General features: G+C 63.4%; 12 protein-coding genes and 5 pseudogenes. 7 read left to right on the plus strand and 10 right to left on the minus strand.

Annotated features, from left to right (window positions below; all coding sequences use genetic code 11):
- Positions 1-1,164: 1,164 nt before the first annotated feature.
- The gene (locus AC6CIG_RS27395) at positions 1,165-3,426 is read right to left on the minus strand and encodes a PBP1A family penicillin-binding protein (protein WP_437412916.1); all 2,262 of its coding nucleotides are present in this window, start codon (positions 3,424-3,426) and stop codon (positions 1,165-1,167) included.
- A 443-nt stretch (positions 3,427-3,869) separates the two neighbouring features.
- Between AC6CIG_RS27395 and AC6CIG_RS27400 the strand changes: the two genes are divergently transcribed.
- Positions 3,870-4,316 carry a class I SAM-dependent methyltransferase gene (locus AC6CIG_RS27400; RefSeq protein ID WP_437412917.1) on the plus strand — a complete coding sequence of 149 codons (447 nt, stop codon included), beginning with the start codon at positions 3,870-3,872 and terminating at the stop codon, positions 4,314-4,316.
- Positions 4,317-4,332: 16 nt separating this feature from the next.
- On the opposite strand, the gene AC6CIG_RS27405 is transcribed toward AC6CIG_RS27400, so the two are convergent.
- From AC6CIG_RS27405 to AC6CIG_RS27415, 3 genes are read right to left on the minus strand one after another with little or no spacing between them, the layout of a single operon-like run.
- On the minus strand, positions 4,333-4,653 hold the full coding sequence (locus AC6CIG_RS27405; protein ID WP_437412918.1) for a hypothetical protein: 321 nt from the start codon (positions 4,651-4,653) through the stop codon (positions 4,333-4,335).
- Positions 4,650-7,133 carry a cytochrome c oxidase subunit I gene (gene ctaD / locus AC6CIG_RS27410; protein WP_437406813.1) on the minus strand — a complete coding sequence of 828 codons (2,484 nt, stop codon included), beginning with the start codon at positions 7,131-7,133 and terminating at the stop codon, positions 4,650-4,652. Before ctaD ends, AC6CIG_RS27405 begins: the two co-directional genes overlap by 4 nt.
- The gene (locus AC6CIG_RS27415) at positions 7,130-7,747 is read right to left on the minus strand and encodes a cytochrome c oxidase subunit II (protein WP_234705385.1); all 618 of its coding nucleotides are present in this window, start codon (positions 7,745-7,747) and stop codon (positions 7,130-7,132) included. Before AC6CIG_RS27415 ends, ctaD begins: the two co-directional genes overlap by 4 nt.
- Before the next feature lie 78 nt (positions 7,748-7,825).
- Here AC6CIG_RS27415 and AC6CIG_RS27420 point away from each other — a divergent pair, with 78 nt between their 5' ends.
- Positions 7,826-8,344 (plus strand): DUF2231 domain-containing protein, encoded by a 519-nt coding sequence (locus tag AC6CIG_RS27420; RefSeq protein ID WP_498324197.1) that lies wholly within the window; start codon positions 7,826-7,828, stop codon positions 8,342-8,344.
- Here the strand turns inward: AC6CIG_RS27420 and AC6CIG_RS27425 are convergent.
- Both AC6CIG_RS27425 and AC6CIG_RS27430 read right to left on the minus strand, forming a co-directional pair.
- Positions 8,311-8,826, minus strand: a complete 516-nt coding sequence (locus AC6CIG_RS27425) for a CopD family protein (RefSeq protein WP_102763039.1) — start codon at positions 8,824-8,826, stop codon at positions 8,311-8,313. The genes AC6CIG_RS27420 and AC6CIG_RS27425 overlap by 34 nt on opposite strands.
- Positions 8,823-9,530, minus strand: a complete 708-nt coding sequence (locus AC6CIG_RS27430; RefSeq protein WP_180980834.1) for a cytochrome c oxidase assembly protein — start codon at positions 9,528-9,530, stop codon at positions 8,823-8,825. Before AC6CIG_RS27430 ends, AC6CIG_RS27425 begins: the two co-directional genes overlap by 4 nt.
- Positions 9,531-9,861: 331 nt before the next feature.
- Between AC6CIG_RS27430 and AC6CIG_RS27435 the strand changes: the two are divergent.
- The 4 genes and pseudogenes from AC6CIG_RS27435 to AC6CIG_RS27450 form a co-directional block, all read left to right on the plus strand.
- Positions 9,862-10,398, plus strand: a pseudogene (locus tag AC6CIG_RS27435) (PQQ-dependent sugar dehydrogenase); the annotation flags it as partial.
- A gap of 122 nt (positions 10,399-10,520) precedes the next feature.
- On the plus strand, positions 10,521-10,781 hold the full coding sequence (locus AC6CIG_RS27440; protein WP_013845222.1) for a CopG family ribbon-helix-helix protein: 261 nt from the start codon (positions 10,521-10,523) through the stop codon (positions 10,779-10,781).
- Between the two features lie 56 nt (positions 10,782-10,837).
- Positions 10,838-11,056 carry a type II toxin-antitoxin system RelE/ParE family toxin gene (locus AC6CIG_RS27445; protein WP_498324213.1) on the plus strand — a complete coding sequence of 73 codons (219 nt, stop codon included), beginning with the start codon at positions 10,838-10,840 and terminating at the stop codon, positions 11,054-11,056.
- Positions 11,057-11,081: 25 nt separating this feature from the next.
- Positions 11,082-11,536 (plus strand): annotated as a pseudogene (locus AC6CIG_RS27450) (integrase); the annotation flags it as partial.
- A gap of 6 nt (positions 11,537-11,542) precedes the next feature.
- On the opposite strand, the pseudogene repC reads toward AC6CIG_RS27450, so the two are convergent.
- Positions 11,543-11,668, minus strand: a pseudogene (gene repC / locus AC6CIG_RS27455) (replication initiation protein RepC); the annotation flags it as partial.
- Positions 11,669-11,672: 4 nt separating this feature from the next.
- A pseudogene (locus AC6CIG_RS27460) lies at positions 11,673-11,856 on the minus strand (ISL3 family transposase); the annotation flags it as partial.
- 473 nt (positions 11,857-12,329) lie between these two features.
- On the opposite strand from AC6CIG_RS27460, the gene AC6CIG_RS27465 reads away from it, so the two are divergent.
- Positions 12,330-12,752: a VOC family protein gene (locus AC6CIG_RS27465; RefSeq protein ID WP_437417075.1), complete on the plus strand. Its 423-nt coding sequence runs from the start codon at positions 12,330-12,332 to the stop codon at positions 12,750-12,752.
- Here AC6CIG_RS27465 and AC6CIG_RS27470 read toward each other — a convergent pair.
- Positions 12,715-13,002 (minus strand): helix-turn-helix domain-containing protein, encoded by a 288-nt coding sequence (locus tag AC6CIG_RS27470; RefSeq protein WP_498324198.1) that lies wholly within the window; start codon positions 13,000-13,002, stop codon positions 12,715-12,717. The genes AC6CIG_RS27465 and AC6CIG_RS27470 overlap by 38 nt on opposite strands.
- Before the next feature lie 81 nt (positions 13,003-13,083).
- Positions 13,084-14,187 (minus strand): annotated as a pseudogene (tnpC, locus tag AC6CIG_RS27475) (IS66 family transposase); the annotation flags it as partial.
- Positions 14,188-14,463: the final 276 nt, after the last annotated feature.

The raw sequence follows: 14,463 nt of genomic DNA on the forward strand, positions 1-14,463 counted from the left end.
GAGAACACGCGTCCGATGTCGATCGACCGATACGTCTGCGGTCTGCTGGCGACTGCCGTCGGTGCCACTCTTGCCAGACGTCCCGAGCATCTTCGGGTAGACTTTTGCGTCAAGTCATGTGAGCTGACGTGAGACAGCGGTTGTATCGCCTCCACTACATCAAAAGCCCGAAAGCGTACCTGATTGGCGCTATTGCGGCTCATCAAGCTGGCACACCGCTCGCAGGGCCTTTAGCGCCTCCTCCTCGGAGCGGCAAAGAAGATTGAGTTTGACGGGTCTCCGAAGCGCGATCTGGATGTGGTGCGGGCCGAACACTCGGATCAGCCCATGACCGGGAAAGCGCCCGTTACCTGCAACTCGATTGTTCCACCGCGTGATCCTGCTGGGCGGGTGCCTGTAAGCATGCGACGCGCCGAGTATTCGCGAGCATTCATCGTAGAACATCCGCCTGTCGCCGGTCATCTGCGAAACCTCGCTGCAACGGCGTTCGCCTCTGCATGGGCCAGAATTATCGAGACTGGCGGTGCCGGCGAGGCCGGAATTGAGCCGAGCGGAATGTTGGCATCCGCAGGTGTTATTCGAACAGGGCGGCTTCGGCAAATGAGCTTCAATGTCTCTTGTAGAATCCCGACCGTCATTTTCTCGCCTGGGCAGCGATGGCTGGTTTCAGGCCGACCTCCTCCTTGTGGAATGAAGCGGAAGTCCCATTGCGCCACGATGATTTCCCGCTTGGGATTGAAGACTGCCGGCCGAGGGAAGAGACGTGCGTCGTGGGTCGTCCCATAGAGATCCAGCAGCAGCCAATCGTCTTTGCCGAGTGGATGGCCCTCCCGAACAAGATCCTTTCTTAGCCTCGCACCGACAAAAAGGAAAGAATGGATACGGGACCCTCGATGTACGACGGTCAGAATACTCGCCAGCTTTGCCCTTTGGTTGGGTTCCAGCATTCGTTGTTAGATTACAGCAATCGTGATGGCCGCAGCTGCAGAAAGAGATTCCAGGACAGGTCCGACGGGATGTCAGGATTCGAGTCGGAGCAGTGCACGCTGCTTTGGGCCGTCGAAGCTATGGGGGCCGTCTACATGGTTTCGAACTCCCTCGTTGCATGTACTTTTCGCATCTTTCCGCCTGCCCTGCTTCTTTCTCGCAAACTCCGCATTAACCCTACTTCTCACATAAACGCCTGGGCCCGTAGTACGGCTGAAACGTACAGTCATCCGGCCGGAATGACCGATAGGCCCGCGCGCAGGCCCTGAAGTTGCAGGCGGGGGCAGAGCCTGGCGCTTGCACGTCGCCCCGCGGAGTGCCTTCGGCGACCGCAGCGGTCATGAAGTTCCGCCATATCTGCGCCGGCAGCTTGCCGCCGGTCACCTCTTTCATCGGCGTCTCATCGTCGTTGCCGACCCAGACGCCGACGACCAGCGCTTCGGTGAAGCCGACGAACCAGGCGTCGCGGTGGTTCTGGCTGGTGCCGGTCTTGCCCGCGGCAAGCGTGCCGATATTGGCTTCACGGCCGGTTCCGCGTTCGACGACGAGCCGCAGCAACGCCACGAGGTCCCGCTGGTACCGGCTGATATCGGTTGTCGCCTGCTTGGAGGGGCCGACGCGGAAGGCCCGCGGCTGGCCCTCCGCATGCAGTGACTCGATGCCCCAGGGTTCAATTGGTGCCCGGCCCGCCCGGACCGACGCATACGCTCCGGTCAGATCGAGCAGGTTCACCTCCGACGAGCCGAGCGCAAGGCTTGGTGTCTCGGCAAGACTGGTATCGACACCGAGTTCGCGCGCCGCGGCGATAACCTCCTTGATACCGACCTCCATTGCCAGCGCAACGGTGGCCGCGTTCAGCGAGCGCGCGAAGGCTTCCGCTATGCTGACCATGCCGCTATAGCCGCCGCCGAAGTTTTCCGGCGTCCAGCCGTTGATCTCGATCGGTGCATCCTCTATCGGATCGAACGGCGTCAGGCCCCGCTTCAGGGCGGCGTAGTAGACGAACAGTTTGAACGCGGAGCCGGGCTGGCGCATGGCCGAGACGGCGCGGTTGAAGGTGCTCTTCGAATAGTCGCGACCACCGACCATCGCGACGACGGCGCCCTCCGGGGTCATCGCCACCAGGGCGGCCTGCGAAGCGCCAGCCTTGCCGCCTTCTCGCTTCAGCGCGTCGGAGACAACCTTTTCGGCAATGGCCTGCAGCCGCGGCACCATGGTCGTCCTGACCTTGATCGTCCCGCGATACGGGCCAGCCAACTCGCGCGCATCCTGTATGATCCAGTCGGCGAACCAGCTTCCCGACCTCGTCGCCGGTTGGGTCGGCTGGAGTTTGACGAAGTCCGCTTTCGCGACCTTGGCCTGTTCCGGGGTGATCTTCTCGCCCGAGAGCATCGCATCGACGACCACCTCCGCCTGCTGGCGCGCGCTTTCCGGATTGGTCAGCGGATTGAGTTGCGAGGGGGCGCGGATAATGCCGGCGAGCATCGCCGACTCACCGATGTCGAGCTCCTTGACGTCCTTGTCGAAATAGATCCGGGCGGCGGCCGGCACGCCCGTGGCGCCCGCTCCGAGATAGATGTTGTTCAGATAGCGGGTGAGGATCTCGTCCTTGCCGAGCTTCCGCTCCAGCCAGAAGGCGATCACCGCTTCCTGTATCTTCCGCTTCCAGGTGCGCTCGCGCTCGAGGTAGAGGATCTTGATCAGTTGCTGCGTGATCGTGCTACCTCCCTGGACGACTTCACGCGCTACGAAATTCCTGTAGGTCGCACGGGCAATGCCCTTCAAATCGATGCCGAGGTGCTCGTAGAAGCGGCGATCCTCTCGGGCGAGCACAGCCTCAATAAGATGCGGCGGAAAGTCCGTCCGTGCCGCATAGGAACCCTGAAACGGCCCCTGGTTCAAGAGAGGCTTACCGGCGGCCGTTTCTAGCAGGACAACTGGCTTCAGCGAGCCCTCGGCGATTTCGTCCCAGGGAACATCGCGCAGGGCCCAGGCAAAGACGACGGCCAGCAGCACGGAGCCAGCCAAGGCCGTCGCCGCTGCACTCCGCAGCAGGATCGAGCGCCTGTCGCTCGCGCCACTTCGTTCGACCTGGTGGTCTGCGGCCCTTGCGCGTCGGCGCGGAAACGACCAGTGGATTGGCAAGCCCTCCACCAAAGCGGAGAACGCGGCCTTGCCGCTCGAGGCCCGTCTCAGCCGCTCCAACCCGCCAAGCGCTGCCGTGCGCAGTTTTTCCCAGGCCTGACGTGCTGCAACGGGCACTTCTGCGCGCAGCGCCCGGCCAAGCCTCACCAGCGCTCGGCCCACGCCGGCAAGTGCCCTTCGAGTTTTTACGAATGCGGCGCCGTCCGCGCGACCCGGGTGATCTCGGCTTGGCTCAGCTTTTTCTGCCTGACGGCTCTCCGAGCCAATCTTCGACGCGGCATCGCTTTGCGCCATCCGTGCTCTCGATCAAAATCTCGCCCGTGCGTTCGCGCAAAACGCATTGCCCGGCGAACGGTTGCCAGAAACGTGTCCGAAGCATAGTGGTGCTGCATCATGTGGACACGCCGAACGCGATTTACGCTAATCCAATCTTTACTGCTAGCCCGGGCTTTTCATACTACCATCGATCCCATTCGCACGACATTCCCCGGCGACGGCAGCGTCGGAAATCACGCGGGCGCGTTCGAGTATCTCGGGAGGCGACCGGCCGCGGCGAGCACAAGTCTGTTCAATCGATCGAAGAGCGGGAAGCCGCTTCCACGGGAGCCGCGGCTGTTATCGTGACGAGCGGCAACCGTCTCTCACTTCGGAGCTGCTGACGATGCCCGATCCCTACTCTCAAACTACAACGGTAGACCCAAGCCTACTGGGCGTCCTCATCAAGGCGATGGAGCTGCGTGCTGCCGGTTCTCGCTCGCGAGCGATACGGGAGAAATTCTTTGCCTCCGTCGACTTTCCGGAGGCGGCGCGGGTGTTGGAGATTTGGGTGCGGATCTGGTGCCATCTCCCGGGAACTGGCCCATTGCCCGAATGTCGGTGAAATAGTCGGGTTGGACCCGTCGCCAGTCTTTCTGGCCAAAGCGCGGGAGCTTGCTGCCGGAATCCCTAAACTCCGATTCCACCCCCAGAGAGTATCGCCGGCGCGCACATTGATTTCAGTGCCTCGAAGGTGCGAGAGGAACCGGCGGAACGCCAGGGCGCGACGGGTATCCACTGCGATGTCCGCTTCTCATTGGATTACGACCAACAGCTGCCCGACAGCAACCGTGAAGGGTTTCGTACGCCTCCCGGCGCCCGAAACCCCTTCACGCAAGCGGACTGGCAGCTTCTGGTGTGAGATCTAAGTGAGCGGAGCTAGCATCACAGGCAGGCCGAGGTCATGACGACAGGCAAGAGGGTCCAGAGCGTGGCGACCAGGGCAGCGGTGGCCAGCATCAGGCTCAGAGCCCGCACGAAGGCCGAGCGCGCGACGAAGTGAGGCGAGCGCAAGGCGAGCAGGAAAGCAAGCTGAAGCGTTACCGCAACGGCCCAGACCGCTGTCATGGCTGCTCGGCCCATGGCGAGGTCGAGACCCGCTTCCGTCCAACGTTCCGAGCAGACGAGACCCTGCAAGCCATAGAGGGCGCTGAAGGCGGCGAGCCAGGCCGTGAGCGGGACCGAGATGCGGAGGATATCTATCACACTAATGCTCCCGGCAACCAGGCAGCCCCGAGACCGAGCAGCGCCGTGACGGCCGCGTAGTCTGACCAGAGCTGCACGACCCGCGCCTCGCCGACGCGCCGAGCCGAGAGGTAGCCGGCGGCGGCCCGCAGCCCGAGGAACGCCGTCATGAGCCCCGCGACGGCCGCGTGGAACAGGACGTAGCCGGCTACGACCCAGAGCGTGGCGTCGTAAGCGTGGGCGTTGTGTCGCATTCCCATTAACACCGTGACCGCGGCGGCCCCGAGCGCGGCTGTGCCTGCGAAGCACGGGAAAAGGCCAAGCCAAAGCCCTGCACTGCGGCGGAGCGCGCGGATGGCCATGCGGATGCCAGCCAGGGCCAAGACCGCGCCGCCCAGCGCCAGTGCCGGGCCCAGACGGCCAGGCTCGAGATACGCCGGCGGTGGCCAGTTCGGGGCCACGGTCCAGAGGAAGGCATAGCCGAAGAGGAGCGAGCCGAAAAACACCCCGTTGGCGAGGAGCAGGAACACCGATCCCCACCAGCCGGGCGGGTCGTCGACCTCGGAGGCGGGCGGTAAGGCAACCCCTTTTCCGACATTCTGCGGGACCTGGTCCTGGAGGCTCCCCAGGCTCCAGGCCCACCAGACCGCAAGCGCCGTTACGCCCAGCCCCGAGAGCGGTAAGAGCCAGTAGGCCTTGAGGAGCATCCCGACGAAGAAACCTCCCGTGACGAGGGCCATGATGATGGGCAGCGCCGAGTTGGACGGGAAGATTACGAGGTAGTTCGGCCGTCCGCTGGTAATTTCCACCGTTAGGATCTCACGCAGACCGCTGCTCGGGGGAGTGCCGAGGTATCCCTCGCCACGCGCGATCCGCAGGGGCAGATCGGGGTCATCATGGAGGGGATACCGACTGCGAACCTCGGGAATCGAGGCGAGGTTGTAGGAGGGCGACGGCGCGGGCATGGCCCATTCCAGCGTTCCGGCCCGCCAGGGATTGCGCCGCCCACGAGCTGCGACGGCCACGTTGACCCCCACGTCGATCAGCACGAGCGCAAAGCCGATCGCCATGACAAAGCCTCCGATTGACGCGAGGAGGTTGATGAGCTCCCACCCCTGCCCGGCGTCGACATGATCGATCCGCCGCCGCATTCCAAGAAGTCCGGCCCAGTGCAGGAGCAGGAAGGTTCCGTGGAAGCCCAGGACGATGAGCCAGAACGCCGTCTCGCCCAGCTTAAAATAGCGCTTGCGCCCTGTGAAATGCGGCAGCCAGTAATAGAGCCCTGCGAGCATGGGAAACACGAAGCCGCCGACCAGCACATAGTGGAAATGCGCCACGACGAAGTAGGTGTCGTGCGACTGCCAGTCGAACGGCACCATCGCCACCATGACGCCGGTGAGCCCACCCATGACGAAGGTCGCGAAGAAAGCGAGAATCCAGAGCATCGGCAGGTGCATCTCGGGCCGGCCTTTCCAGATCGTCCCGATCCAGGCGAAGATCTGCACCCCCGTGGGCACCGCCACCAGCGTCGAAGCCGCCGAAAAGAAGGCCAGCCCCATATGGGGGATGCCGGTCGCATACATGTGATGCACCCAGAGCCCGAAGCTCAGCACGCCGAGCGATGCCGCCGCCGCCACCACCCAGCCGTAGCCTAGGAGCGTCGTGCGCACCATCACCGGCAGGACCGTGGAGACCACCCCCGCGGCCGGCAGGAAGATGATGTAGACCTCTGGGTGGCCAAAGAGCCAGAAGAGGTGCTGCCAAAGCAAGCTGTCCCCCCCAGCTTCGACCTGGAAAAAGGGCATCCCGAAGGCGCGCTCGAGCTCGAGCAAGATCGAGCCCAGGATCAGCGGCGGAAACCCGGTCAGGATCATCACCGCCACCACCAGCATGTACCAGGCGAAGATCGGCAACTTGTCGAGCGACATGCCCGGCGCGCGGTAGAGGAGAACTGTTACGATGATCTCGACAGCCGCGGAGATGGCGGAGATCTCCACGAACGTTATGCCGAGGAGCCAGAAGTCGGGATTGATGCCCGGCGACCCGAGGGTCGAGGAGAGCGGCGGATACATGAACCAGCCGCTCTTCGGCGCTATCCCTGCGATGAGAGAGAAGATCAGGAGAGAGCCGCCGAAGGCGTAGCACCAGAAGCCGAAGGCGCTGAGCCGGGGAAAGGCCAGGTCACGCGTGCCGAGCATCTTGGGCAGGAGATAGATTGTCAGCCCCTCGAAGAGCGGGATTGCGAACAGGAACATCATGATGGTCCCGTGCATCGTGAAGACCTGGTTGTAGATCTCAGGTCCCATGAAGACCGAGCCCGGGGTGGCGAGTTGTGCCCGGATCATCATCGCGAGGATGCCCGCGATGACGAAGAACGTCACCGCAAGGCCCAGGAACATCAGCCCGATATCGTTGTTGTTCACGGTCGTGAGCTTGCCGCGCCAACCCGGACGGGACGCCCAGATCCGCTCGAGTTCGCGGTGGCGGCGTAGGGCATTCATTCAGTCTCTCCGCGGAGGAAGGTGTCCCAGGCGGCCTCGTCATGCGCCCGCACGGTGAAGCGGTGCGCGGTGTACCCAGGGCCGCTGAATTCAGCACTGACGCCGGCATAGTCGCCGGGGGTATCGGCCTCGATCCGCAAGACGTTCACATGGCCGGGAATTGCGTCGAGCTTGCCCGCAAGACGCGGCGCCCAGAAGCTGTGGATCACGTCGGTCGTCGTGATCTGCACGTCCACGGGGCGGCCGGCGGGAATGTGGAGGACGCCCTCCGTCACGCGGCCGGGCACGTCGGCATAGGAGAAGCGCCACATCCATTGCGCCCCCTCGGCGCGGACGGTCACGAGGCCGGGCTCGGGCCTCGGCAACAGCCGCTCGCCGATCACGAGCCCATAGACAGTGAGTGCAGCGAGAATGGTGAGCGAGAAGCCGAGGCCAAGTCCGTGGATAAAGACCCGTTCGCGCCGGGATTCCGCCTCGGGTGTGTCCGGGGCTTCGCGGCGGCGTAGCCCCAGTATGAGAAGCGCCATGACGAGCACGAAGATTGCGGTCGCCCCGATCAGCATGACCCACCACAGCGTAGCGATCGCCGCCGCAGCCGGGCCCGCCGGATGCACGGTCGATAGCCTCTGCTCGCAACCAGTCAGGCCGACGAGCGTTAGGGTCCCGACCACACCCCGCAGGAGACAGCACCGATGACCGAGGCCCAGAGGCAAACGAACGACGAGACGCCGATCGATCCGATCGCCCAAACTCCCGGCTTCGAAGAGACCGCGTCGAAGATCGCGGTCGCGGGCCATCCGATCCATGCCATGGCCGTGGCCTTCCCTATTGCGCTGACCTTCTGCAACTTCGGGGCGGACGCGCTCTACTGGTGGACCGGCGACGTGTTCTGGGCGCGGGCCGGCGCATGGGCCGCCGGCACGGCCTTCCTCTTCGGCCTCGGCGCAGCCGCCACGGGTTTGCCAGAGCTTTTGTTGGTCCCAGGCATCCGTGCGAGGGCCTCCGCCTGGACCCACGCCGCCGTGGCGACGGTGCTCCTGTCGCTTCTGGGTGCGAACTGGGGCTTCCGGCTTCACGGCTACGAGACGGCCGTTCTGCCCTACGGCATCCTGCTGTCGGGCCTCTGCGTCCTCATGGTAGGGGTGACCGGGTGGCATGGCGGCAAGCTCGTCTTCGATTACAACTTAGGAGGCACGTCGAACGGAAGCTGACCGCCCCTCGGCGTCGTCAGCCAGTCTGGCAGCGGAATTGCCTCAAGCGGGGGCTTGGACAACACCAGGACCAGGATCGCGACGACCGGGATCAGCAGGATCAGCATCGGGACCAGCGGCTCGGACGTCTGGTGCTCGCCCTCGGAGTCCGCGACGGCGACAATCGTGCCGCCCACCCAGGCATGAAAGCCAATGAGAATCGCCACGAAGACAAGCTTCGCGAACATCCAGACGACGAAAACGTCGCGTAGGAAAATCAGGAGAGTTCCCGCGGCGATGGCGAGCAGGGCGGCGGGGGTGACCACGGCCGTGTAGGCATAATGGGTCGCCAGCCTGATCTTGCTGTAGTCCGCCTGCCCGATCGCCGGGTCGTGACGGGCCAGCATCAAGGGCAGCGCGAACAGCCCTGCGCACCAGATCACCAGGGCGGCGATATGGAGTGCCTTCAGATAGGGAATCGCGCCCTCGAGCCAAGGGATCATGCGAGCCCTTTCGTCACCGCCTGCCATCCCCGGCGCGCGACAAAGCCTCCCCAGACGGCAAAGGGCAGGCCTGCCGGAACCCACATGATAAGCCCGCCCAGTTGCTGGTCGCCGAGCGGCGTGAAGTTCCAGTCCAGCGGCGCGACCGCATGGATCGCGTAGAGAGCCTCGGGCGCGAAGGTGAGCAGTGCCCCGAGGAGGGCCATCTGCAGGTAGCCCACCAGCACCCAGAGGAGGCCCGTGCCCGCCGCCTGCCCGCGGTGGAGGACCGCCCGCCAAAAGGCGAAGGCCGAACCGAGGAGCGTAACTTGCATTGCCCAGTAGGCCGCTTTGTTCGACAGCGCCAAGTCGTACGCCGGAGGCCAATGCCAGGCCCAGAGCACCGCCGTAGAGACGAGAAACGACACGGACGGGGACCCCGGCCTGCGTCCGGGCCAGGCGAGCGCGAGGAGTGGAGCGGCCACCGCCACCATCAGGACATGATGAATCACCCGCGCCGAGAACAGCGCCGCCGAGAGCGCGCAGAGCGGCGAAACGAAGGCTGTTGCCAGCACCGCCACGGCGAGTGCCCCCGCTCTGCTCCTCCCAACCGCGAGGGCCAGGAGACCTAGCGCGAGAAGCAACGACGGGTCGAGATTCCAGCGCAGCCAGATGTCCGCCGGCACCGGCGCGGGGCCGCAGAAGGTTCCCTGCAGGGCCTCCATCACACACTTGCCTCGTTGGCATGGGAGCGAACGGACGCGCCCTTGCAGGCGGCGGTTTTGGACAGTTCGCAACGATCGCCGATGAGAGTCAGACTGGTCCTGCCGGGCATCTCGGGACGCTGACCAGCTTCTTCTGGCTTCCTCATATACCCTCCCTAGGCAGCGGCTGTGTCAACGGGCGTGACTCAGAAAACAAGCTTGGAGGCTGGAAGTTCCACCCGGCCTGAGCCGGTGGTTGCAAGAAGCCGGAATGCTTGTGACGCTGATGCTGCTTTGCACCACCACCTTGCGGCATCGTCAGCGCTGGTGGGATGATGCACCTTGCCCTGTCGACCGGGCAATGGGGTGGCAGAGCGATGTGCAGACGGGAGCACACAAGCCCTATGCGACCGGTCTTCGCAATCCGACCGCGCTCGCCATCCAGCCGGGAACGGGCCAGCTCTGGGCCGTGGTGAACGAGCGGGACGAGATCGGGACCAACCTTGTCCCGGACTATCTAACTTTGGTTCAGGAGGGCGGCTTCTACGGGTGGCCCTACAGTTACTGGGGCCAGAACGTTGACCCCCGCGTGCAGCCGCAGGACCCCGACGAGGTGGCCTCCGCGATCCGCCCCGACTAGAGCCTCGGCTCGCATGTGGCAGCGCTTGGCGCGTCATTCTCGACGCCGGCGATGGGCGCAAAATTCGCGGATGGCGTGTTCGTGGGCGAGCATGGAAGCTGGAATCGCAGCCCGCCCGTGGGCGTGACGATGGACCCGCGCGGCGCGCTGATCGTCGCAGACGATCTGGCGAATACGGTATGGCGGATCACTGCCAGCCAACCGCCAGCGTCCGCCTCAGGGGAAGGCGCTCCCGCGCAGGCACGATGAGGGCGACGCGAGGATGGAGCCTGTCCCAAGCGATGTCCGGGCAGCGCCCCAACCCTTGATTTCGCTTCAATGATAATCAATAATAATCTTTGTGATTGAAAATGAATCGGCGGGAGCTAAACATGGAAACGAAGGTGCTGACGGCGCACGTACCACTGCCGCTCGCCGAGAAAGTCGATCAGATCGCGGCCCGGCTTGAGCGCTCGCGCGGGTGGATCGTCAAGCAGGCGCTGACCGCCTGGGTCGACCAGGAAGAGGAGCGCCGACGCTTGACGCTCGAAGCGCTTGCCGACGTCGACGCTGGCCGCGTTATCGATCACCAGGCCGTCCAGGCCTGGGCCGACAGTCTTGATAGTGACAAGCCGCTATCCTTGCCGCTGTGATGAAGCTTGGGTGGACGAGTTAGGCAGTCGCCGATCTTGGGCGCCTCTATGATTTCCTGGCACCGGTAAATCGGCAAGCTGCGGCTCGTTCTGTGCAATCGTTGACGAGCGCTCCAGCACGCCTGCTCGAACAACCGCGTATCGGCGAACGGCTGGAGGAATTCGACCCGCGAGAGGTTCGGCGAATTCTCGTTGGCCATTACGAAATACGGTATGAGATCCGGCAGTCGACGATCTACGTGCTGCGGCTCTGGCATACGCGTGAAGACCGTTAGGAGGTGCAAACGGAAAGGCGTTCTTGTGGCAAAGGGAAACTGTCCTGTGACAATCGGCGCGGATGCAATCCTGCGCCGCGCCGAAGGGCTCGACGCGCTCGACGCCATCCTGCCGTTCGACGGACGCGACCATCTCGCGCGCTGCTGACCGACGACGACGTCGCGACCCTGAACCATCTCGCAAGCGAAGGCATGGGCGAGAATACGCTACGCGCGCTGGCCTCCGACCTCGGCTACCTCGAGGCTTGGTGCCGGCTGGCGAGCGGTTCCCCCCTCCCGTGGCCGGCGCCAGAGTCGTTGCTGCTGAAATTTGTCGCGCATCACCTCTGGGATCCGGTGAAGCGCGCTGACGATCCGGCCCACGGCATGCCGACGGACATTGAGGCCGGATTGCGCGACGAGCGCCTGCTCAGAGCCCCCGGCCCGCACACGCCAGGCACGGTGCGGCGGCGGCTGACCTCCTGGTCGATCCTGACCCGCGTCCTGGTTCGCCCGCATCAGTGCCATCAGCATTGGCCCGAGCGAAAACTCGCCGCGCGCCGCCCTTCGCGTGAGATCACGCAGGTAGCCGTTGGGGTTTTTTATGTGCACTGCCCTTTCGAGGATGCAAGCGCCACGATCGTCGCCAGCTCCAATCATCTATGCCAACGACCCGGATCGTGGCATCGCAGGAAACGAGCGCGGCATCCCGCTTCAGCTGCAGCAGGATCGTGTCGTCGCTGACCGGCACGCCGAGCCGTCGCATCAGGCGCTCGCCCGGTCGGCCCCCCGGCGCTATGGCCGAGCAGACCGACAATCTCGCTCCGAATGGCTGGAATGGGATCGAATGCCCATCGTCCGTCAACCAAGCTGCGTTATGACGCGGAACGCGTGCCACTGGAATGGGAAGCGGAACGGCGGCTTTTGCGCCGACTTTAGTCAAAGCAGACGATTTTGGAATGCGGAGTTCCCGCTTATCGGGTTCCAACAGAATCGGGCGCGTTCCGACGTCTTGCTTCTCTGATGGTCAGAGCAACCACGCGGGCTAAGCTTGGGAACTCTTTGCCAGCCGAACACACATTCCGCCGTCTTCAATCGGGCTGCCAATCATGAAGCTTGAACTGCCAGACGCCTGCCAGAGAGCTCGCCCGCTTCGGGGCTTTCCGTGATGAGAGGCTCCCCTCAGAGCATTTCCCGGATCTGATCGGTTTCGCGCTGCAGCCGCTTGTCCGATTCGTTCAAGACGCGGCGCGAGCGTCGGCATATGGTGCCGTTAACAGCAACGGAGCTCCTCATGAATATCTCGGCCTATTCTATGACTTTCATCACCAGCGAAGTGGAGGCGGTGCGCAGCTTCTATGACCGCTTCTTCGATACCTGGTATCCATTCGACTGCGGATGGTACGTTCTTATGCGGCTGGGAAAAACTCCCGATGCGCCGGAACTCGGCTTCATGGAGCCGCGGGATGGAGCGCAGAGCTTCAGCACAGGCGGTATGCTCAATCTGATCGTCGCGGACGTCGACGAGATGCACAGGCGGATGTCCGCGGCCGGCGAGACAGTGGTCATTCCGCTAGCCGACAACCCTTGGGGAGATCGAGGCTTCGGCGTGCTCGACCCGGCCGGAGTGATCGTCTACTGCCACAAGGAAATACCGCCGTCCGACGAATTCCGGCAGTTCATCCAGCGAAGCCCGACCGACCGGCGAGGGGCATAAGGAGAGGATTTCGCCGGAACTTTGCGGGCGAACAGCCAAAGCGTGCACCGAACGCTCTGGTGAAGTGCGCCTGATCCGCATAGCCCGCGTCGAATGCGACTTCCGCGAGAGGCAATCCGATGCGAAGAGCGCGAAGAGCACGCCGTGCGCGTGCGAGCTCTATCCAGAACGAAGGTGCTTCCCCGGTTCGCTTGCGCACATGCCGGTGAAGCGTTCGCTCGGACACTCCCAGCTGTCGTGCTGCGATCATCACCGTCGAGGTCGATGCTAGGGCACCAACCAAAACGTCATTTAGGACCCCGTATGCCTCGTAAGCGGTGACGTGAGGCCGTTACTTCTTGAAGTTCCAGGGCATCAGAGCGTCGAGATCGCTCGATGGCCAACCTGCGGCGATACGCTGAAGCGTCTGCGTCAGCCAGGCCAGCGGATCGACTTCGTTCATCTTGGCGGACTGGATGAGCGTAGAGAGCGTGGCCCAAGTTCTTCCGCCGCCGGCATTTCCGGCAAATAGGCTATTCTCCCGAGCAATTGCTTGAGGCCCGATTGCACGCTCAACAATGTTGGAGTCTATCTCGATGCGCCGTCATGGAGGAACTGTTCGAAGGCTTCCCGCCGATTAAGGGCATAGCGAATGGCCTCGGCGAGCTTTGATTTTCCAGAGATGCGGGGCAGCGTGTCCTGCCAGAGTGTGTAGAGATCGGCAACGACTGCAACGGAGGCCTCCTGACGGGCGGCAACGCGAACATCGGGCCTTTGTCCGCGCACCTTTTCCTCAATCGACCAAAGTGCGCCCATCTTTTCGATTGTCGCCGTTGCGACCTTTGAGCTGTCGTTTGCGTGCAGCTCGTCAAACCGACGTCGACTATGCGCCCAGCACCCCGCCAAAAGAGCGCCGTCGTTTCCGCGGTCAGGTCGGGCAACACGGTTATAGGCAGTGTATCCGTCAATCTGCAGGATGCCGCGATAGCTTTCGAGATGCCGAGCAACACAATCACCGGATCGACTGTCTTCAAAGCGATAGGCAACCATAGGCGGTCCACTGCCACCGAACGGTCGGTCGTCCCGCGCGTACGCCCACAAATACGCTGTCTCTGCCGACCCCGATCCGGGAACAAGTGAGCAATGTCGTCTCGTCAGCGAATATTCGTTCGCCTCTCTTGATCTGGCTGTGTCAAGCGAATCGGGGGGGGTCAATTTTTCATTTCGCCCGACAGGCTGAGATGTAGTCCGCGAGGATCTCGAGTTCGCACCCGAGCTTGCCCATCCACCGCGCCATAATCCCGCGGTCGACTTCGACATGTTCGCGCAGGAAGATCGCCTCCTGTCGATAAAGCGGCAACCCGTCGCCATATTTGGAAACCGCGATATAGGCGAGCAGCGCTTCTGTCGGAATGCCGCTTTCGACGATATGCGCCGGGGCCGATGCCTGGATGACCGACTGCGATGTCCCCATCTCCCCGCTTGTATCTCGGCGGGCTCTTGAGAACATTAAGCCCTATCTCTCCAGCTTAATCCTTCATCGAAAACATCCGCTGACGCGGATGGGCCGTATAGACTGGCGATCCGTTTACGACGCCTGCGGGCTGGAAGACGAAATGACGCCCGCGCTCAAGAGAGGCCTGCGATCCAGCCTCGAGGCGGTCATCCGCTGGGTCGACCAGGAACGACCGATCGAGCATGATCACCCCGCGCCCACACCACTGATCCAAAG

This window comes from Sinorhizobium sp. GQ132 (assembly GCF_059758575.1).

What these genes read in the sequence shown, in the direction of transcription:
- AC6CIG_RS27425 (WP_102763039.1), bottom strand. Translation starts at nt 8,826, where the DNA reads ATGATCCCTTGGCTCGAGGGCGCGATTCCCTATCTGAAGGCACTCCAT.
- AC6CIG_RS27470 (WP_498324198.1), bottom strand. Translation starts at nt 13,002, where the DNA reads ATGATCGCAGCACGACAGCTGGGAGTGTCCGAGCGAACGCTTCACCGG.
- AC6CIG_RS27465 (WP_437417075.1), top strand. Translation starts at nt 12,330, where the DNA reads ATGAATATCTCGGCCTATTCTATGACTTTCATCACCAGCGAAGTGGAG.
- AC6CIG_RS27395 (WP_437412916.1), bottom strand. Translation starts at nt 3,426, where the DNA reads ATGGCGCAAAGCGATGCCGCGTCGAAGATTGGCTCGGAGAGCCGTCAG.
- AC6CIG_RS27420 (WP_498324197.1), top strand. Translation starts at nt 7,826, where the DNA reads ATGACCGAGGCCCAGAGGCAAACGAACGACGAGACGCCGATCGATCCG.
- ctaD (WP_437406813.1), bottom strand. Translation starts at nt 7,133, where the DNA reads ATGAATGCCCTACGCCGCCACCGCGAACTCGAGCGGATCTGGGCGTCC.
- AC6CIG_RS27430 (WP_180980834.1), bottom strand. Translation starts at nt 9,530, where the DNA reads ATGGAGGCCCTGCAGGGAACCTTCTGCGGCCCCGCGCCGGTGCCGGCG.
- AC6CIG_RS27440 (WP_013845222.1), top strand. Translation starts at nt 10,521, where the DNA reads ATGGAAACGAAGGTGCTGACGGCGCACGTACCACTGCCGCTCGCCGAG.